The organism is Streptomyces sp. NPDC059832 (genome assembly GCF_042731715.1).
Classification (GTDB): domain Bacteria; phylum Actinomycetota; class Actinomycetes; order Streptomycetales; family Streptomycetaceae; genus Streptomyces.
Map to the genome: position 1 here is coordinate 316,704 of NZ_JBHWIY010000009.1, position 18,187 is coordinate 334,890.

Annotated in this window: 17 protein-coding genes; 8 read left to right on the forward strand and 9 right to left on the reverse strand. The window is 71.6% G+C overall.

The window, feature by feature from the left end:
• Nucleotides 1–192 precede the first annotated feature (192 nt).
• The 4 genes from ACFV8T_RS18880 (at nucleotide 193) to ACFV8T_RS18895 (ending at nucleotide 2,972) form a co-directional block, all read left to right on the forward strand.
• Nucleotides 193–1,806 (forward strand): FAD-dependent monooxygenase, encoded by a 1,614-nt coding sequence (locus ACFV8T_RS18880; RefSeq protein ID WP_385328746.1) that lies wholly within the window; start codon nucleotides 193–195, stop codon nucleotides 1,804–1,806.
• Between the two features lie 32 nt (nucleotides 1,807–1,838).
• Nucleotides 1,839–1,925: a putative leader peptide gene (locus tag ACFV8T_RS18885; RefSeq protein ID WP_311605579.1), complete on the forward strand. Its 87-nt coding sequence runs from the start codon at nucleotides 1,839–1,841 to the stop codon at nucleotides 1,923–1,925.
• Nucleotides 1,926–1,998: 73 nt separating this feature from the next.
• Nucleotides 1,999–2,568 carry a cysteine dioxygenase gene (locus ACFV8T_RS18890; RefSeq protein ID WP_385328748.1) on the forward strand — a complete coding sequence of 190 codons (570 nt, stop codon included), beginning with the start codon at nucleotides 1,999–2,001 and terminating at the stop codon, nucleotides 2,566–2,568.
• Nucleotides 2,565–2,972: a rhodanese-like domain-containing protein gene (locus ACFV8T_RS18895; protein ID WP_385328749.1), complete on the forward strand. Its 408-nt coding sequence runs from the start codon at nucleotides 2,565–2,567 to the stop codon at nucleotides 2,970–2,972. The genes ACFV8T_RS18890 and ACFV8T_RS18895 overlap by 4 nt, the downstream gene beginning before the upstream one ends.
• Before the next feature lie 153 nt (nucleotides 2,973–3,125).
• Here ACFV8T_RS18895 and ACFV8T_RS18900 read toward each other — a convergent pair whose 3' ends face one another.
• Nucleotides 3,126–5,732 carry an FtsX-like permease family protein gene (locus ACFV8T_RS18900; protein ID WP_385328751.1) on the reverse strand — a complete coding sequence of 869 codons (2,607 nt, stop codon included), beginning with the start codon at nucleotides 5,730–5,732 and terminating at the stop codon, nucleotides 3,126–3,128.
• Between the two features lie 312 nt (nucleotides 5,733–6,044).
• Between ACFV8T_RS18900 and ACFV8T_RS18905 the strand changes: the two genes are divergently transcribed.
• Entirely contained in the window at nucleotides 6,045–6,707 is a 663-nt protein-coding gene (locus tag ACFV8T_RS18905) for a hypothetical protein (RefSeq protein ID WP_385328752.1), read from the forward strand.
• A 204-nt stretch (nucleotides 6,708–6,911) separates the two neighbouring features.
• Here the strand turns inward: ACFV8T_RS18905 and recX are convergent, their stop codons facing one another.
• From recX to ACFV8T_RS18925, 4 genes are all read right to left on the reverse strand, one after another.
• Nucleotides 6,912–7,643, reverse strand: coding sequence for a recombination regulator RecX (recX, locus tag ACFV8T_RS18910; protein ID WP_385328754.1), 732 nt, complete (start codon nucleotides 7,641–7,643; stop codon nucleotides 6,912–6,914).
• A 3-nt stretch (nucleotides 7,644–7,646) separates the two neighbouring features.
• A complete protein-coding gene (gene recA, locus ACFV8T_RS18915) occupies nucleotides 7,647–8,774 on the reverse strand; it encodes a recombinase RecA (RefSeq protein ID WP_385328755.1) in 1,128 nt (375 codons plus the stop codon).
• A 401-nt stretch (nucleotides 8,775–9,175) separates the two neighbouring features.
• A complete protein-coding gene (locus ACFV8T_RS18920) occupies nucleotides 9,176–10,348 on the reverse strand; it encodes an AI-2E family transporter (RefSeq protein ID WP_385328803.1) in 1,173 nt (390 codons plus the stop codon).
• A gap of 262 nt (nucleotides 10,349–10,610) precedes the next feature.
• Complete coding sequence (locus tag ACFV8T_RS18925) at nucleotides 10,611–10,805, reverse strand: DUF3046 domain-containing protein (protein ID WP_114247022.1); 195 nt, start codon at nucleotides 10,803–10,805, stop codon at nucleotides 10,611–10,613.
• Between the two features lie 79 nt (nucleotides 10,806–10,884).
• On the opposite strand from ACFV8T_RS18925, the gene ACFV8T_RS18930 reads away from it, so the two are divergent.
• Nucleotides 10,885–11,799, forward strand: a complete 915-nt coding sequence (locus ACFV8T_RS18930; protein ID WP_385328757.1) for a hypothetical protein — start codon at nucleotides 10,885–10,887, stop codon at nucleotides 11,797–11,799.
• Nucleotides 11,800–11,828: 29 nt separating this feature from the next.
• Here ACFV8T_RS18930 and ACFV8T_RS18935 read toward each other — a convergent pair whose 3' ends face one another.
• Nucleotides 11,829–13,121: a PucR family transcriptional regulator gene (locus ACFV8T_RS18935; protein ID WP_385328758.1), complete on the reverse strand. Its 1,293-nt coding sequence runs from the start codon at nucleotides 13,119–13,121 to the stop codon at nucleotides 11,829–11,831.
• 151 nt (nucleotides 13,122–13,272) lie between these two features.
• Here ACFV8T_RS18935 and ACFV8T_RS18940 point away from each other — a divergent pair, with 151 nt between their 5' ends.
• Together ACFV8T_RS18940 and ACFV8T_RS18945 are read left to right on the forward strand one after the other, a co-directional pair.
• Nucleotides 13,273–14,670: an alkyl sulfatase dimerization domain-containing protein gene (locus tag ACFV8T_RS18940; protein ID WP_385328760.1), complete on the forward strand. Its 1,398-nt coding sequence runs from the start codon at nucleotides 13,273–13,275 to the stop codon at nucleotides 14,668–14,670.
• The gene (locus ACFV8T_RS18945; RefSeq protein ID WP_385328761.1) at nucleotides 14,667–16,019 is read left to right on the forward strand and encodes an MFS transporter; all 1,353 of its coding nucleotides are present in this window, start codon (nucleotides 14,667–14,669) and stop codon (nucleotides 16,017–16,019) included. The genes ACFV8T_RS18940 and ACFV8T_RS18945 overlap by 4 nt, the downstream gene beginning before the upstream one ends.
• Before the next feature lie 181 nt (nucleotides 16,020–16,200).
• On the opposite strand, the gene ACFV8T_RS18950 is transcribed toward ACFV8T_RS18945, so the two are convergent.
• Genes ACFV8T_RS18950 through ACFV8T_RS18960 form a run of 3 tightly spaced genes read right to left on the reverse strand, consistent with a single transcriptional unit; the run spans nucleotide 16,201 to nucleotide 18,186 of the window.
• Nucleotides 16,201–16,506, reverse strand: coding sequence for an AzlD domain-containing protein (locus tag ACFV8T_RS18950; protein ID WP_093539376.1), 306 nt, complete (start codon nucleotides 16,504–16,506; stop codon nucleotides 16,201–16,203).
• Nucleotides 16,503–17,306 (reverse strand): AzlC family ABC transporter permease, encoded by an 804-nt coding sequence (locus ACFV8T_RS18955; protein ID WP_385328763.1) that lies wholly within the window; start codon nucleotides 17,304–17,306, stop codon nucleotides 16,503–16,505. The genes ACFV8T_RS18950 and ACFV8T_RS18955 overlap by 4 nt, the downstream gene beginning before the upstream one ends.
• Nucleotides 17,307–17,316: 10 nt before the next feature.
• On the reverse strand, nucleotides 17,317–18,186 hold the full coding sequence (locus ACFV8T_RS18960; protein WP_385328765.1) for an AraC family transcriptional regulator: 870 nt from the start codon (nucleotides 18,184–18,186) through the stop codon (nucleotides 17,317–17,319).
• Nucleotide 18,187 lies beyond the last annotated feature (1 nt).

An 18,187-nucleotide genomic window follows, 5' to 3' on the forward strand; every position in this document is an offset into this window, starting at 1 on the left:
AGATCTGCCACCGCCCCTCACCGCTCTTTGGTGTCGCTTGACGCAAGCACCGGCAGTAGGTTGCATACGTTCTGTGATCGCGCCCCCTGCCCCCGCCGCCACACTTCCTCCGCCGCCTACCCCCGTTGCGAGCCGTGCGCTCGTCTCGTTCGCGTCCTCGGCACCGTCCGCTCGGATTCGAGGAGCCGCCCCGTGGACCCGGTGATCGTCATCGGCGCCGGGCCCGTCGGTCTGGTGCTGTCGCTCGCCCTCGCGGCGCAAGGCGTTCCCTCCGTCCTTCTCGACGAGGATCCGGGCAAGGACGAGACACGCCCCGCCCGCACCGTGGTGCTGCGCGAGGACACCGCGGCCCTGGTGGAGCGGCTGGGATGCAAGGCGCTCCGGCACGAGGGGGTGCGGTGGTCCGGGTGGCGGTCGATGCGGCGCAGGCAGCTGGTGCGCGAGCTGTCGCTCGGCGAGGACTCCCCCGAAGGTGATCCGTCGCCGGCCCCCGTCCATCTGCCGCAGCACGTCCTGACGCGCGGGCTGCGGGACGCGGTGGCCGCGCAGGAGCTGGTGCAGGTGGCCCCGTACGGCCGGATCGACACGCTGGAGCAGGACCCGGCCGGGGTCACGGTGCACACCAGGGAGCCGAACGCGACCTGGTGGCGGGGGAGTTATCTGGTGGGCTGCGACGGCGCCAGGTCCACCGTGCGCAAGCTGCTCGACATCCGGTTCCCCGGTCGTACCGCCGTGGAGCGGCATGCCGTCGCGGCGCTGCGCACCGAGCTTCCCTGGCCCGGACAGGCCGTGCTGCACCGGCTGCCGCCGTGGCGCACCGGCGGCGCCGAGGTGACGGCACGACCGCTGCCGGACGGCGTCTGGCGGCTGGACTGGCTGCTGCCGCCGCGCGGCGAACTCGTCACCCCGGACGCCCTGATCACGCGGGTCCGGGACACCCTGGCAGGCTGGTGCGGCGAGACACCGCCGTACGAACTGCTGGACACCGGCGTGTACACGCTGCACCACCGGCTCGCCCTGCGCTGGCGGGTCGACCGGGCCTTCCTGGCCGGGGACGCCGCCCATCTGCTGGGCGCACTGGGCACCCAGGGACTCGACGAGGGGCTGCGGGACGCCGAGAACCTGGCCTGGAAGCTGGCCCAGGCCTGGCACCACGGCGCCTGTGACGTACTGCTCGACAGCTACCAGGCCGAGCGCCGGGCCGCGGTCGCCTCGCGGCTGCGCGCCGCGGACCAGTCACTGCCGATACTGCGTGGCGGCGGAGGGCTGCGGACCCTGGTACCGGGGAGCGCACGGGGGCACGATTCGCTGCTCACCGACGGGCATCTGGGATGCGGCCCCCTCGGTGCGCCCCCTTCGTACTCGCATTCGCCCCTTGCGCCCCCGCGCGCCGAGGCGCACACATCTGTGGGTACGCCCCCCGGTGCGCCGGTGGCCGATGTGCGGGTGACGGCGCCCGACGGCACGACCGTGCGGCTTCGGGAACGGCTGGGACAGGGGCATCTGCTGGTGCTCCTGGTGGCACCCGGCACCGGGGTGTGGGACCGGCGTCACTGGATGACCGCCGGCGTCATGCCCCGCCTCGCGGCGGCCGTCGACGCACTGCCGGTGAAGGGCGAGCTGCTGGTGACCGAGAGCTATCCGGGGGCGTCGGCCCACACCGTGCTGCTGATCAGGCCGGACGGTCATCTCGTGGCGTCGTTCGGCGGGGTACGGCCCCGGGAGCTCTTCGCGGCGGCGGACGCGGTGCGGGGCGGGGCGGCGCGCGCCTCCGTACGATCCGACCAGACTGCGGGCATCAATTGACCGCTGCGGACGTACATGGTGTACTCCGAAACGTGACCGACACCGATGTACGCCTGTGGCGGAGGGTCCATATGGACCTCGTCCGCTATGCGGGCTGCGTGTGTCGGCCGTCCTGCTGAATCGCCTTCCCCTGCCCCGCCGTGCGCGCTGCCGTACGGGCGGGCATCCGCGCGAACCCTCAGGACGGTCCTTGTGTCTGCCCCCGCCTCACCCCCTGTAAGCACGCCTGCGCCTGCGGCCGGGCCCGCGTCCGCGTCCGTCGATGGTTCCGGTCCGACGGCTGCGGAACTGCTCGATTTCGTCCGCCGTGTCGCCGCCGACGCCGCCGTCGTCGCCTCGCTCCCGCTCGATCCCGAAGGCCGCACCTGGGTCCAGCTCGAAGGCCCCGGCGGCAGCGAGGCCTGGCTGATCGGCTGGCCGCCGGGCACCGGCACCGGCTGGCACGACCACGCCGACTCGATCGGCGCCTTCACCACCGCGGCCGGCACCCTCAAGGAGCTGTCGCTGGCCGCCCGGCTGCCCACCGACGGCTGGAAGACCCTCGAACTCACCGAAGGCATCGACCGGTCACGGGAGTTGGCCACCGGCCAGGGCCGGGCTTTCGGCCGCCACCATGTCCACGAGGTACTGAACGAGTCCACCACGCAGCACGCCGTCTCCGTCCACGCGTACCACCCGCCGCTGCCGCGGATCCGGCGTTACAGCCGCACGGGCGACCTGCTCCGCCTGGAGCAGGTCGAACGGCCGGAGGACTGGCAGTGAGCGACGGCCGTCGGGGTGGTACGGCGCCGGTCGGGATCGACGAGCTGCTGGAACGGGTCCGGGCGGGGTTCGTCAGGGTCGGACCGCGGGAGGCGGTCGCCGCCGCTGCGGACGGGGCGCTGCTCGTGGACATTCGCTACGCGGAGCTGCGGGAACGGGACGGGCTGATTCCGGGGGCGCTGGTCATCGAGCGCAACGAACTGGAGTGGCGGCTCGATCCGCAGGGAAGTCACCGGGTCCCGCAGGCGGTGAGCCACGATCTCCGGATCGTGGTGGTCTGCAACGAGGGTTATGCGTCGAGCCTCGCCGTCGCGTCCCTGCGACAGCTGGGGCTGCACCGGGCGACGGATCTGATCGGCGGGTTCCAGGCGTGGCGTGCCGCGGGACTCCCGGTCGAGACGTGACGGACGGGGTTCGGGGTGGCGATTGCAGTGCGGGAGTGACGATCGCGGTGCGGAGTGACGGGTCGGGCTCGGAGTGACGGGTCCGGCTCGGGGTCCTGCTGAGGGACCCCGACGCCGGATGCGTCGGGGTCACCGTCGGAGGCGCCATCGGGGTCACTGCCTGGCCGTGGCCGCCTCCACCGGCCGGACCCTGAGTGCGAGTCGGCCGGGCAGCGCGGTGGCGGCCAGTGCCAGCAGTGCGGCGGCGCCCACCACCGTCGCGTACAGCAACGGCAGGACGGTGGGCGCCGCACTGCCGGTCATGCCGATACTGAAGGCGGTCAGCACGGCCAGTGCGATCCCGCTGCCGAGGGCTGCGGCGATCAGCAGCACCGACAGGGCCTCGACGCGGAGCATCCGCAGAACCTGACGCCGGGTCGCGCCGGCCAGTCTGAGCATGGCGAACTCCCTGATGCGCTCGGACACGGACATGGCAAGGGTGTTGACGACAGCGATGGCGGTGAAGGCCAGGATCAGGCCCATGGCGAGATAGTTGACCGCCGCGTTCTCCTGCTGCCGGTCCGCCTGGAGCCGATCGACGGTTTCCGGCGACATGACGGAGACACCGGGGAACTGCTTGAGCGCGGCGGCGAGTTCGTCACGGCTGCTGTGACCGGCGACCAGAACGGTGGCGGCGAGCGGATTGTCCATGTGGCGGGCGAGCAGGTCATGAGGCAGTGTCAGGTCGCCGAAGCCCAGCCCGCGACTGTAGACGGCGGCGACGGTGAGAGTCGCGGGGGTGCCGTCGCCGAGGTGGAGACTCAGCGCGCTGCCGGGGCGGAGGCCGAGCCGGTCGGCGGCGAGTTCGCTGATCGCGGCGGTGTCGTGGCCGCGGGTGAACGCGGTGAGCGATCCGCTCGTGACGTCCGGGTTCCAGGTGCGGGTGAGACCGGCCTGGGTGACGCCCTGGGCCTGGTACTTGTCCAGGCCGACGCGCACGGTGGTCCGCACGACCTCCGTGGCGGCCGTGACGCCCGGCGCCCCGCGGACCGTTCCGGCAGCCTCGGACGGGACACCCGGCCCCTGCGCGGCCAGCACCCAGGTGGCGCGGACGCCGTCGCGGGCCTGGGCACGGGCGGCGTCCCCGAGGGTCGGCTGAACGAAGAGAACCGTGCAGGTCATCCCGATGAGCAGGGTGAGCGGGGTGACGACGGAAGCCATCCGGGCGGAGTTCCCGCGGATGTTGGCGGTCGCGAGAGGTCCCCCCGGACCCGCCAGTCGGAGTACCCCCGCGAGCAGCACGGACGCGAACCTCACCAGGAACGGCCCCAGCAGCGACACGGCCGCGGCCGATACGACGACGGCGAGGAACGTGACGGGGGTCGCGGCGGCCTCGGTACGCAGCACGCTCAGTACGCCGACGAGAACGGCTCCGCCCGCGAGCAGTACCAGCCCTGCCACGATCCGGCCCCGGGCCGGACCACGCTCGACGGCGGACTCGGCCATGGCCTCGGCGGGCCGGATACGGGCGATACGGCGGCCGGAGATCCTCGCCGCCGCCCAGGCGCCGACAAGGGTGACGGCGAGCGCCGCACAGGCCGGGAAGATGCCTGCGGTGCGTTCCAGGGTGACCGGAATTGCGCCCATGTCGATGAATCGACCGTGCAACCAGCCGGCGAGGGGCAGTCCGGCGAGCACGCCGAGCACACCAGCTGCGGCTCCGACGGCCAGGGCCTCGCGGCCGAGGAGGCGGCGGATCTGGCGCGGGGTCGCGGCGATGGCGCGGAGCAGGGCCAGTTCACGGTGGCGTTGCTGGATGGAGAGCGCGAAGGTCCCGACCACGACGAGGACCGCGACCAGGAGGGACGTGCCGCCCATGGCGCCTCCCATGGAGACCAGCTTGATACGGGCGCCCGCGGCGTCCAGGAATTCGACGGGGCCCCGGGCCTCACCGGTGGCGACCTGGGCGGAGGTGCCCTTGAGCGCCTGCTCGACCCGCTGCTTCAGCCGCGCGAGGTCGGTTCCGGACGCGGGCGTCACGCCGAGAGCGGCGATCCGGCCGGGGCGGGCGGCGAGGCGCTCCGCCTCGGCGGAGGAGAAGAAGAGCGAGGTCTGCTGTCGGAGGTCGCTCCGCCCGGCCGGGGCCGCGATCCCACTGATGCGGTACGGGCGGGGAGCGCTGGTGGACTGGACGGTGAGCCGGTCCCCGGTCTTCAGGCCGTTCTGTTCGGCGAGGGCGCGGTCGATCACCACGTCGTCATCGGCGGAGGGAGCACGGCCCGCGACGAGACGGAAGGGCGTCAGCGGGGCGGAGGCCCAGGAGTGACCGTAGGAGGGACGAGCGGAGAGGTGGGCCAAGGGGCGGGGCTCGGACTGGGCCACGCGCTTGCTCACGGACCGACTGCTCACGGGCTGGCTACTCATGGGCTGGGCCATGAAGGTCAGCTCGGGTACGGCCTTGTCCACGCCTTCCAGGGCGCTGATCCGGTCGACGATGTCTGCGGGGAGCCAGGCACGCTCGGCAACCGGCTTCGCCTTGTGCTTGACCTTGGTCTTTCCATTGCCCTTGTGCTTGACCGTGGTGCGGTGGACGTTCTGGTCGGCGGAGACCACGAGCGGCGCGGCCGCGTAGCGCTCGGTGGCGATCCTTCCGCGCAGGCCGGTCTCCAGCAGCGTGCCGCAGGCGGTGATCAGAGCGGCGGCGCACAGGAGAGCCAGGAAGGCACCGAGGAACCCGCCTTTGCGGTCCCGGATCGTCTGTAAGGCATAGCGCAGCATCATCGTGCGTCCGTCTCTCTTTCGTTGTCGTGCTCCGGGGTCACGGCCGACGGCGGTACCGGAGTCCCGGCCGGGGCCGGGACTCCGGCGGTGTGCGGCTTCTCCGTCATGCGTCACACAGTGCTCCGTGCACGGATGCCTGCGCACTGGAGTGTGCCCGTGTGTTCGTGCGGGGGGTTACCCCCCGTATGCCGCCGGCCGTTCCCCCGAATCCGCCCCGACACACCCGAACGCCACGCTCCGGTGGAGCGATCCCCGTACCCGACCGACATTCACCTCAACGCCAAGGACCGACGTGACGGAGGCCTCGCACCCATGCCGACCCCCACCCTCACCCCCGACCAGCTGGACGCTCAGGCCGCTCGCCTCCATGACACCGAGGCATGGCAGCAGATCATCACCGGCTGGGACATCACGGCCCCCGCCCCCGTGCGGCCGTCCGCCCCGGCCCCTGTACGGCTGTCCTCCCCCGACGCCGCGGAACAGCCGCCGGACCGTCGGCCGGCCGACTGGCGCGACCTGCTGTCCGTACCGGTCGACCAGCTCATCGCCGACTCCGTCCGCGCCCTGCCGGCGACGGCCCCGCGCGAACGGCCGCTTCCCGGACGTCTGGGTGCGGTCCTCCCCGACCGGCTCCACTCCTGGCGCCGCATCGGCCAGCCCGAGGTACGGCCCTCCACGCATCTCGCCTACGCAAGGCAGATCCTGACCGAATGGGGCTGGCAGAACACCCCGTACCGGCTCCGCAACGCCCGCGGCGCACGGTGCATCTGCGGCGCCCTCCTCACTGCGCACCGCCTGGGCTACGGCTCCCTCGACACCGTGGACCGGGCCGGTGCCTGGCTCGTCGCCGAGCTCCGCTCCCAGGGCTGGACCGGGCTGATCGGGCCCTGGAACCGCTGCCCCGGCCGCACCGCCGCAGATGCGCTCGCCCTGATCGACGCCACCATCACGCGCGCCGCCCACGCCGGGCAGTGATCACCGCATCACCGCGTCTCCCCCGCAAGTCCGCCTGGCGCACGGCGGGCCCTGCCGAGGCGCTCCCCTCGCCCCACGGCTCCCCCGGCTCCGATGTCCCACCGTCCCGGATCGCGCCCCGTGTTCCTCGGGCGCCCCGTTGCTCCTTCGGGCGCCCCGTTGTCTTCTCGGACACCCCGCATGCCCCGCCCGGTCCGAACCCGGTCAGAAGGGCTCGTCCAGACCTTCCGTGTCCTCGCCCTCTTCCTCCAGCGCCTGCCGCACGACGCGCAGGGCCATGCCCTCCCCGTACCCCTTGCGCGCGAGCATGCCCGCAAGGCGGCGCAACCGCTTGTCGCGGTCCAGGCCACGAGTGGAGCGCAGTTTGCGCGCGACCAGCTCGCGGGCGGTCGTCTCCTCCTGCTCCGAGTCGAGCTGTCCGACCGCCTCGTCGATCACTGCGGAGTCCACACCCTTGGTGCGCAGCTCACGGACGAGGGCGCGGCGGGCCAGTCCGCGTCCGTGATGCCGGGACTCCACCCAGGCGTCCGCGAACGCCGCATCGTCGATCAACCCGACATCCTCGAAGCGCGAAAGCACTTCTTCGGCCGCCTCGTCCGGAATCTCGCGTTTGCGCAACGCGTCGGCAAGCTGCTTCCGGGTACGCGGGGTCCCGGTGAGCAGCCGCAGGCAGATGTTGCGCGCCTGCTCGACCGGGTCTCGCGGCTCCCCCTTCTCGGCCCTCGACGAGGAGGGGGAACCGCTGCTCCTGGTGCGGGAGCGGGCACGACGGCCCGCCCCCTCGCCGAATCCGGCGCCCGAGTCCGTGCCGCGACCGGGACCGGCATCCGGCTCGTACACATCCTCGGACTCGGTCATGTGCCCGGCGGCGAATGCGTGGCCGGGACCGGCGTGCTGGTCAGTGGCGCCGACCGGCCACTCCGTGCGACGCGTCACGGTCTAGCTCTTGGCCGCCGCGGTCTTGGCCGGCTTGGTCTTGCCGGCCGGAGCGGGCACCGACTTCGCGCTGTCGGCCGGGGCCGTGGCACCGCCCGCCGCGTCCGCACCGGACTCGGCGGCGCTGTCGTCGGGCCTGACGCCGATACCCAGCTTCTCGAGGATCTTCTTCTCGATCTCATTGGCGAGATCGGGGTTGTCCTTGAGGAAATTGCGGGCGTTCTCCTTGCCCTGGCCGAGCTGGTCGCCCTCGTACGTGTACCAGGCGCCCGCCTTGCGGACGAAGCCGTGCTCCACACCCATGTCGATCAGACCGCCCTCGCGGCTGATGCCCTGGCCGTAGAGGATGTCGAACTCGGCCTGCTTGAAGGGCGGCGCGACCTTGTTCTTGACGACCTTGACGCGGGTGCGGTTGCCGACGGCGTCGGTGCCGTCCTTCAGCGTCTCGATCCGGCGGATGTCGAGGCGCACCGAGGCGTAGAACTTGAGCGCCCGGCCACCGGTCGTGGTCTCCGGCGAGCCGAACATCACACCGATCTTCTCGCGGAGCTGGTTGATGAAGATCGCGGTGGTCTTGGACTGGTTGAGCGCGCTGGTGATCTTGCGGAGCGCCTGGCTCATCAGACGGGCCTGCAGACCCACGTGCGAGTCGCCCATCTCGCCCTCGATCTCCGCACGCGGCACGAGCGCCGCGACGGAGTCGATGACGATCAGGTCGAGGGCGCCGGAGCGGACCAGCATGTCCACGATCTCAAGAGCCTGCTCGCCGTTGTCCGGCTGGGACAGGATGAGGCTGTCGATGTCGACGCCGAGCTTCTTCGCGTACTCGGGGTCGAGGGCGTGCTCCGCGTCGATGAAGGCGACCGAGCCGCCGAGCCTCTGCGCGTTCGCCACCGCGTGCAGTGTCAGCGTCGTCTTACCGGAGGACTCCGGTCCGTACACCTCCACCACACGGCCGCGCGGCAGGCCGCCGACGCCGAGGGCCACGTCGAGGGCGGTCGACCCGGTGGGGATCACTTCGATGGGCTCGTTCGGCCGCTCACCGAGGCGCATCACCGCGCCCTTGCCGAATTGCCGTTCAATCTGTGCGAGTGCGGCGTCCAGCGCCTTCTCGCGGTCGGTTCCTGCCATGGGTTCCACCCGATTTGCTTGAGTCGATCGCTTCACGTCAAAGACGCTAACCCCTGCCACTGACAATGGGCCTCGACGTCCTCCCGGCCTGTGGACAACTCCACGGTCGGGCCCGGGAAAACCCGGCCGGAATCCCATGAGAATGGATGTTCGATTTTGGTGTCAAGCGCACCGCACCGGACCGATCTGCACCCAGAGTAGCCCTCAAGCACCTCGCTTCCGGACAGTCAAGAACAAGTGATCGACATCATGACGAATCCCTGCCTCATGGGCACAAAACCGGCAGGAAATGTGGTCTTGGCCGCCTGGACGGCACGGGCGCGGGCAGACCCGTCGACGTAACGAACCACCGCTGAGAAGCGGAGCCCGAGAGAGCCGGAGAAGCCCTGCCGACGAGAGGGTCAGGCGCGCTCCGGGGCCTCCCGCACCCCGGCACCGCCTTCTCCGCCCTCGCCCCCGTCGCTCCCGGAGGCCCGCCAGGAACGGCGCAGCCGTGTGAGCACCGGCTCGCCGCGCCGTGGGCTCCGGCCGTGCATCCGCGGGTCGTCCGTCACGTCGTACCGCTTCACGTACGCGCCGAGGAACGCCTGGAGGGTGGCGACGGCCGGGATCGCGATCAGCGCGCCCACGGCGCCCATCAGGGCGGTGCCCGCGATGACCGATCCGAAGGCGACCGCCGGGTGGATGTCGACGGTCCTGGAGGTGAGCTTGGGCTGCAGGGCGTAGTTCTCGAACTGCTGGTAGACCACGACGAAGCCGAGCACCCACACCGCGTACCAGGGGTCGACGGTGAACGCGATCAGCATCGGCAGAGCGCCTGCCAGATACGTACCGATCGTGGGGATGAACTGGGAGACCAGCCCGACCCAGACGGCGAGCGCGGGCGCGTACGGAACCCCGAGGATCACCAGCAGGATGTAGTGCGCGATTCCGGAGATGAGGGCCATCAGACCGCGCGAGTAGAGGTATCCGCCGGTCTTGTCGACCGCGATCTCCCAGGCCCGCAGGACCTCTGCCTGCCTGGCGGGCGGCAGCACGGAGCACAGGGCGCGCCGCAGCCTGGGGCCGTCGGCCGCGAAGTAGAACGAGAACAGGAAGATCGTCAGCAGACGGAACAGCCCACCGAGCACGGTGGTGGAGATGTCGAGCACTCCGGTCGCGCTGTTCTGGACGTACTTCTGCAGCCAGTCGGAGTGGAGCAGACTGTCCTGGACCTCGACCCTGGAAAGGTCGGTGTGGAAGGTCTGGTTGACCCAGTTGATCACCGAGTCCAGATACTTCGGGAACTCCTCGACCATGTCGACGATCTGGCCCGCGAGCATCGAGCCGAGCAGCAGGACGAAGCCCACCCCGGCGATCAGCACCATGAGGAAGACCAGGAAGGTGGCGAGGCCGCGGCGCATACCGCGCGCCGACATCCGGCTCACCGCCGGCTCGATGGCAAGCGCCAGGAAGAACGCGATCAGAATGTTGATCAGCAACCCGATGAGCTGGTCGAACGCCCAGTTGCCGAGCCGGAAACAGGCGTAGAGCGCCAGGGCCAGCACCATGGCGCGTGGCAGCCACGCGGGCATGCGTACCGGCCCGTTGCCGGCGGGCGCGGCGGGTGGCGCGGCCGGCGGGACGGGCGGGGTGGAAGGCGGCTGGGTCTGTGCTGTCTCGTCTGTCGGTGCCACGGTTCCAGTCTCGCCTACGGCTGTGACGAGCAACCGCCCGCCCCGGGCAACAGCACGGGTCCGGCGGCCGACGGGCCGGGAATCGGTGCAGGTCCGGCCGCTGACGGGCCGGAAATCTGTGCAGGTGGGCCGTGGGCGAACCGCGGATACGAACCTGGAGTCAGCGCTTGTCCGCGGGGATGCCGACCGCCGTGCAGACGCCGCGCCAGACGTCCTTGGTCTCCCAGCCCGCGGCCAGCGCCTGGTGCACGGTCTGCCCGCCGAGCTCGGCCATCACATGATCGCGCGCGAAGGAGTCGGCGTACCCCGCGCCGAAGTGGTCTGCCATCCGTTCCCAGAAAATCGTCAACCGCATGACCTCAGTATCCCGCTCCTGAGAGTGCAGCCGGGCCGCTACGTCTTGTTGAGAGCGCTTACCGGCCTACGGTCGGTCCATGGCTGGAACCGGAACAAGTCCCCTCAACCGTGCCGAGCAGTTCATCTGGCTCACGGCCCGTGTCCTGGAACAACGGCGGTTCGCCCATCACTTCCTGGAAGGAAGTGCGGACGCCGTGGAAACCGCACTCGCCGCCTATCTGAACGAGGACGGCGGCTACGGGAACGCGCTCGAACCCGATCTGCGCGGCCCCGTCAGTCAGCCACTGCACACCGCGCACGCGCTCAATGTGCTGGACTCCATCGGGCGCTGCGACGGGCTGCGGGTGGAGCGGATCTGCCGCTTCCTCACCGGGGTGTCGACCAAGGAGGGCGCGCTGCCCGCCCTCCTGCCGACGCAGCGTGGCTATCCCGCCGCGCCGTTCATCCCGATCGTCGACGATCCTCCCGCCGAGCTGTTGGCCACCGGCCCCGTCGTCGGGCTCCTGCACCGCAACGCGGTGTGGCATGCCTGGCTGTTTCGGGCCACCGACTTCTGCTGGGCCGCGGTGGACGCCCTGGACCGGTCGCACCCGTACGAGATCGAGGCGGCGCTCGCCTTTCTGGACGGCGCCCCGGACCGGGCACGGGCGGAGGCGGCGGCCGACCGGCTCGGGCGGCTGGTGCGGGATCAGCGGCTCGCCGTACTGGATCCGGAGCAGCGCGCCGGGTACCCCGTCGCAGCCGGGTACGCGCCGGGTGAGCAGCACTTTCCGTACGACTACGCCCGTACACCCGAGTCGCTCGCCCGTCACTGGTTCACCGACCAGGAGCTGTCCCGTTCGCTCGACCATCTCGCGGCCGAGCAGCAGGCGGACGGCGGCTGGCCGGTCAACTGGCGGCAGTGGGCACCGGGGACGGCTCTGGAGGGGCGGCCCATCGTGACGCTCAAGGCGCTTCTGACGCTGCGCGCCCATGGACGCAGCCTCGACTGAGACCCGGTCGTCGGTGCGGGTGCCGGCGGTCAGCCGGCTGCGGAAGCTCCGTCGGGCCCGGCGGCGGTGTCGCGCAGCAGCAGGGCCGCGATGGCGAGCGCGGCGCCGCGTGGCGACGACGGATCGAGGCCGGTCAGCTCGGTGAGCCTGGCCAGGCGGTTGTCGACGGTGTTGGGGTGCAGCCCCAGCAGAGCCGCCGTGAGGCGTCGGTCCTGGTGCTGCGCCAGGTGGGTGCGGAGGGTCCGCAGCAGTTCGGGGCGGCCCGCGACGGGGTCCAGCAGAGCGGCGATGCGGTGGCTGCTGGGGCCGGGGCGGGACAGATGGAATTCGAGGAGCACGTCGTCCAGGACGTGCAGTCCGGGCGGCAGCCCGCAGGTGCGGGCGACCCGGAGGATCTCCACGGCCGTCCGGGACGCCTCGGGGACCGCCTCCGGCGTCGCCGCCGCGACGGCGGCGATCCGGACTCCGGCCCCGCAGGCGCGCGTCAGCCGCTCGGCCAGGTCACCCGGTGGCTCACCTCCGCGTGGTACGACGGCGCGCCCGGCCCCCGCGTCGAAGAGGAAGAGCAGCTCCGCGCCGAATGCCTGGTCGAGCACGGTCTGGACGCGCCGCATCCGGCGCCGTACGGTCACCGCGTTCCCCGGTTCCGGATCGCCCGGTTCCGGACCGCGCGGACCAGCACCGTCCGAGGCCTCACCTCCCGGGACTTCACCCCTCGGGGCCTCACCGGCGTCGGCCGAGGGTTCCAGGGCGACGGCGAGCACGAGCGCGGGCCCGTCGAGGCCGAGCTGCTCCAGCAGGGCGCGGCCGGGTTCCAGCGTTCCGTCGAGAAAACCGCGTACCAGGGAGCGACGCCGCTCGCGCTGTTCCGCCTCCAGCGCGGACCGCTCGTCCATATAGGTCTCGGCCACCGCACCGACCAGGGAGTGGTGCGACCGGAGCAGCAGATCGACCAGTTCGATCAGCGCGTCCTCCTCGCCGGGCTCCGCCGTCTCCCGCAGCAACTGCCACAGGACGTAGACGCCGAGCGCGTGGCTGCGCAGCAGCAGATGCAGCGGCATGCCCTCCTCCGCGCGCTGCGCCGCCCGCTCACGGAAGAGGCGGAGTCCGCCCGGACCGGGGTGCGGTTCGGTGACGCGGCGGAGAAAGAGGCGTACGCCGTGCCGGACGGTCGCGGCGATCTCCAGGTCCTTCACATCGTCCGGGAGCCCCGCGTACCCGGGGAGCTGCTCGAAGGACTCACGGGCCATGTGCCGCGCCAGCTCGTTGACCCTGGGTTCGCAGCGCAGAGCGAGGACCCTGGCCCCGTCGGACAGCGTCACGTCCGTGCTCCTTCTCCTTGAAGGGTTCCTGTGACGCGTCACAGTACGCAGCCGGTCGAGGTGTGACGAGGACGGGTGTCGCAGGTCACCTCCGGGGCCGACACTCGGGTTCCGGGCCATCCGCCCGCACAGCACCGAAGGGACCGCAGGTATGACCGAGCACAAGCCGACGGACTATCTCAGCTATATCGACCGGGTCTGGCACGGTGAGGACACATTGCTGGCGCACCTGTCCGGGGCGTACTCCGGCGCGGAGCTGGTGACCGTGCGCGAGCGGGTCGGCTTCCTGCCCTCCTTCGCCAATGTGGCGGTGTTCGACACCGGCGACGGACTGGTGCTGGTGGACTCCGGCGACATGCGGACAGCGGCTCCGCTGCGCGAGGCGGTCCGCGCCTTCAGTGAACAGCCGGTCGCTGCCGTCGTCTACACGCACGGCCATGTCGACCATGTCTTCGGCGTCGCGCCCTTCGACGAGCAGGCCGACAGCGAGGGTCGCCCCCGTCCCGAGGTGATCGCCCACGAGGCGGTCACGGCCCGCTTCGACCGGTACGTCAGCACTGCGGGCTACAACACCTGGATCAACCGCAGGCAGTTCGGCGTTCCGTCGCTGAACTGGCCGTCCACCTACCGCTACCCCGACACCACCTACCGCGACCGGATGACCGTCGTGCGCGGCGATCTGACCTTCGAGCTGGTGCACGCCAAGGGCGAGACCGACGACAGCACCTATGTGTGGGTCCCCGGGCTCAAGACGCTGTGCACCGGTGACCTCTTCATCTGGAACACCCCCAACGCGGGCAATCCGCAGAAGGTGCAGCGGTATCCGGAGGACTGGGCGCGTGCGCTGCGTGCCATGCAGGAGCTCGGCGCCGAACTGCTGCTGCCCGGCCACGGTGTGCCGATCGTCGGCAGGGAGCGGGTGCACCAGGCGCTCGACGACACGGCCCGGCTCCTGGAGTCGCTCTGCGAGCAGACCCGGGACCTGATGAACGCCGGGCACCGGCTCGATGCCGTGCTGCACGGCGTACGGGTGCCCCAGGAACTGCTGCGGAAGCCCTATCTGCATCCCGCCTACGACGAGCCGGAGTTCGTCGTACGCAATCTGTGGCGGCTGTGGGGCGGCTGGTACGACCAGAATCCGGCGCACCTCAAGCCGGCCCCGGACGCCGCGGTCGCCACCGAGTTCGCGAACGCCGCGGGCGGCGCGTCCGTGCTTGCGCAGCGGGCGCTGAAGCTGCTGGAGGAGGGTGAGCCGAGGCTTGCCTCGCATCTGGCGGAGACCGCCGCGCTGGCGGCGCCGGCCGATGTGGAGGTGGCACGGATACGCGCACGGGTCTACGGGCAGCGGGCGGCGTCCGAGACGTCGACCATGGCGCGGGGGGTGTTCAACTGGGCGGCGGCGGAGTCGGCCGCGGTGGCGGAGGGAACCGATCTGGAGACCGAGCTGACCCGCTCCGCCGACGGCCGGAAGCGGGCCGCCGGAATGATCAGCGTGGGTGTCGCGGACGAGGACGGGTGTGGCTGCGGAGCATCCGGGGAGGACGGGTGACCACGCCCGCCGGGGCCGTCGGCCGGCTCCGGGCGGGCGGCGCAACCGCGATGCAGGAGCGGGCGCACAAGGGCGCCTGGGGCAGCACCTGGCTGCTGCTCGCCTTCATGCTGGTCAATTTCGCCGACAAGACCGTCATGGGCCTGGCCGCCGGCCCGATCCGCGACGAGCTGGGGCTGACCCGGGGTGAGTTCGGCACCGCGCAGTCCTCGTTCTTCGCCCTGTTCAGCCTGGCCGCACTGGGGGTGTCGTTCCTGACCCGCCGGGTCCGCACCACCGTGCTGCTGCTCGGCATGGCGCTGCTGTGGTCGGTGGCGCAGTTGCCGATGCTGCTCGGCGCCGCCGGTTTCGGGACGCTGGTGGCGACCCGGGTACTGCTCGGTGCGGCCGAAGGACCGGCCGCACCGGTGGCGGTGCACCACCTTCACGGCTGGTTCGGGCAGAAGGAACGGACCCTGCCGACCGCCGTAATGATGGTCGGCGCGGCGGGCGGGGTGGCGCTGTCCGCCCCGCTGCTGACGCTGGTGATCGATGCGTGGGGATGGCGCTGGGCCTTCGGCGTCGTCGGGCTGGCCGGACTGGTGTGGGCGGTGTGCTGGTACGCACGGGGCGAGGAGGGGCCGCTCGCACCACCACCGGGGACGGCCGACTCGGCCGGCTCCGAGGGGACCCGCCCGGCCGTTCCGTATCGCGGACTGCTGCTCTCCGGCACCTGGCTGACGGCGGCCTTCGGCGCGTTCGCCGCCTACTGGATGCTCTCGGCGGGACTGACCTGGGCGCCCGACTATCTGCACGAGGTTTCGGGGCTGACTGCGAAGCAGTCGGGAGCAGTGGTGACGGCCACCGCCGTCGGCAACGCCGCGGTGCTGCTGACGCACGGGCTGCTGGCACGGCGGGCTTCCCGGAGGGGGACCGCGCCCCGGCTTCCGGCGGGACTCGGCGGTGGTCTCCTGATGTGCGTGGCCTCCCTGTCGATCGCGGTGTTCGCCGAGGTGGACTCCGTGGGTGTGAAGATCGCGCTGATGGTCGGTCCGATGGCGCTGACGAATGTGATCCTCACCGTCTCGCAGACGGCTGTCGCCAGGATCACGCCCGCCGGGCAGCGCGGGGTGGTGCTGGGTGCCATGGCCTTCGTCTACGCACTCGCCGGAATCCTCTCTCCGCTGGTCACGGGCCGGATGGTGGATGCGGCCGCATCCGTGCCCACGGGCTACCACTCGGCGTATGTGCTGATGGCCGGGCTCGTGGCGGTGGCCGGAGTGCTCGCCGTGTGCTTCCTGCGACCGGAGAGGGACGCGGCACGGCTGGGCATGACGGAGACTGCGCCGACAGGTCCGCCGGCGCACTGAGACCGGCCGTCCACGGGCGCGTGTGTAAGGGGCTCGGGCCCAATGGACCGAGCCCCTCACCGAACGCATGCCTACCCCGTACAGGAGGCCTGTACAGGGGGTTTGTACGGGAGGCCTGCATGGCAGGTCTGCACGGAAGGTCCGTACGGGCGACCCGCACGGCAGGTCCCCACATGTGGGTCTAACCGAGGGCACGTACTCCCGCTGTGACGACCACGGCGGAGCCCACGACCACGAGGAAGGGCGCACGCAGGACCAGCGCGAGCGCCGCCGCGGCGAGCCCGGCACCCCTGGCGTCCAGCGCCAGGTGCTGCCCGTCGCCGAACGTCTGCTGCGCGGTGAGGGCTGCCAACAGTGCCACGGGCAGGAGCGCGGCGAGACGCTGGGCGAGCGGGCGTTCCAGCACACCGGCGGGCACCAGCAGTCCGAGCAGTTTGGCGAGGTAGCAGCCGACGGCGGTCAGCGCGATGGCGATCCAGACGTTCATCGGTTCTCCTCCGTGACGGCCGTTTCCCGGCTCGTGCCCTTGCGGCGTCCGCTCAGGAAGAGGACGGCGGGGGCGGCGAGCGCCGACAGCAGGACGGGGACGCCCGCGGGCAGCACGGGCAGCAGACCGAGCGCGAGCAAAACCGCGAGCGCGGCGGTGACGCGTTCTGTGGTGCTCTTCAGCATCGGCGCGAGCAGAGCGAGGAAGACCGCGGGTGAGGCCGCGTCCAGCCCCCAGGTGTCGGTGTCGCCGAGCGCCTCGGCGCCGAGGGCTCCCAGCAGCGTGGTCAGGTTCCACAGCACGTACAGGGTCAGCCCGGTGACGGTGAAGCCGATCCGTGCCGCCCGCCGGGTCGGCTGCGGCAGTGTCACGGCGGTCGTCTCGTCGATGACCCACTGGGCGGCGAAGGGACGGAGCGCCCGCGGGAGCGCCAGCAGCTGCGACAGCCGCAGACCGTAGAACGAGTTGCGCACGCCGAGGAAGAAGGCTCCGGCAGCCGCGGTATAGGGGTTGCCACCCGCGGCGAGAGCGCCGACGAGGGCGAACTGCGAGGCGCCGGTGAAGACGGCGAGGCTGAGCGCGCAGGTCTGCAGCAGGCTCAGTCCGGAACCGGCCGAGGTCACGCCGAAGGCGAAGCCGGAGAGTCCGACGGCTATGCCGACACCGAGCGCATCGCGTACGACGGCCGCGTCCGGCTTCGCCCCGGCCGCGTCCGGCTGCGCTCCGGGGCCGGCCGCGTTGCCGTGGGGTGCGTCGGCCGATGCGCCGACGCCCTCTGGGAGTGTTATCTGTTCTGCCACGACCGGAACGCTACGTGGGCAGATCAGGACCGGTCTTGTACGTTCTTGCACGTTCGCGCTGGTACGCGCCGGGCGGCACTCCCACGATCCGGGTGAAGTGACGGTTGAGATGCGGCTGATCGGTGAAGCCGACCTCGGTGGCCGCCTGCGCGGGCGCCGTCCCCGCGTCGAGCATCCGGCGCGCCGCCCGCACCCGGGCATCGGTGAGCCAGGCGTGCGGCGGCATCCCGTACTGCTTCTTGAAGGCCCTCAGCAGCGCGAACGGGCTGGTGCCCAGCTCCGCCGCCAGCGCCTCCAGGGTGGGCGGCGCCGCCATCCTGCCCTCCAGCACCGCACGTGCCCGCGCCGCGTCGCGCGCGCCCGCCGAGCGGGGTGCGCGGGCGGGCAGCACGCTGCCGTGCCGGCTGAGCAGCCTTGTGACCATGACCCGCAGCACCGTGTCGGCGGCGAGCGCGTTTCCCTCCTCGGCCGCCCGGTGGACCTCGCCGATCAGCCGGGCCACGTACGGATCCAGGACGCTGGTCTCGCTGAATCCGACCGTGCCGCGCAGGCTCGTCGTGTCGGCCGCGATGTCGTTGACCACCTGCGAGGACGGGTACAGCGTGGCGTACACCCAGCCCTCGGGCACACCCGCGCGGGCGGTGTGCGGAACCTCCGGGTTGATCATGACCACGGTGCCGGGACCGGCGTGGACGGTGCCGCCCGGCAGCCCGACGTCCTCCACCCCGCGGCTGATGGTGCCGAAGACATAGCCCTCGTGGCTGTGGCGCGGGAAGGTGTGGCGCACATACCGGGCGCGCAGCAGATCGAGGTCGGGCAGTTCCGCGTACTGCCAGTACCTCGCCCACTCCCCCGATCCCGCCTCCGGTATCACCGCCATG

Bases quoted from the DNA above. Each gene is read 5' to 3' on its own strand.
- ACFV8T_RS18900 (WP_385328751.1), bottom strand. From the start codon at position 5,732: ATGATGCTGCGCTATGCCTTACAGACGATCCGGGACCGCAAAGGCGGG.
- ACFV8T_RS18905 (WP_385328752.1), top strand. From the start codon at position 6,045: ATGCCGACCCCCACCCTCACCCCCGACCAGCTGGACGCTCAGGCCGCT.
- recA (WP_385328755.1), bottom strand. From the start codon at position 8,774: ATGGCAGGAACCGACCGCGAGAAGGCGCTGGACGCCGCACTCGCACAG.
- ACFV8T_RS18920 (WP_385328803.1), bottom strand. From the start codon at position 10,348: ATGCCCGCGTGGCTGCCACGCGCCATGGTGCTGGCCCTGGCGCTCTAC.
- ACFV8T_RS18925 (WP_114247022.1), bottom strand. From the start codon at position 10,805: ATGCGGTTGACGATTTTCTGGGAACGGATGGCAGACCACTTCGGCGCG.
- ACFV8T_RS18930 (WP_385328757.1), top strand. From the start codon at position 10,885: ATGGCTGGAACCGGAACAAGTCCCCTCAACCGTGCCGAGCAGTTCATC.
- ACFV8T_RS18940 (WP_385328760.1), top strand. From the start codon at position 13,273: ATGACCGAGCACAAGCCGACGGACTATCTCAGCTATATCGACCGGGTC.
- ACFV8T_RS18950 (WP_093539376.1), bottom strand. From the start codon at position 16,506: ATGAACGTCTGGATCGCCATCGCGCTGACCGCCGTCGGCTGCTACCTC.
- ACFV8T_RS18960 (WP_385328765.1), bottom strand. From the start codon at position 18,186: ATGGCGGTGATACCGGAGGCGGGATCGGGGGAGTGGGCGAGGTACTGG.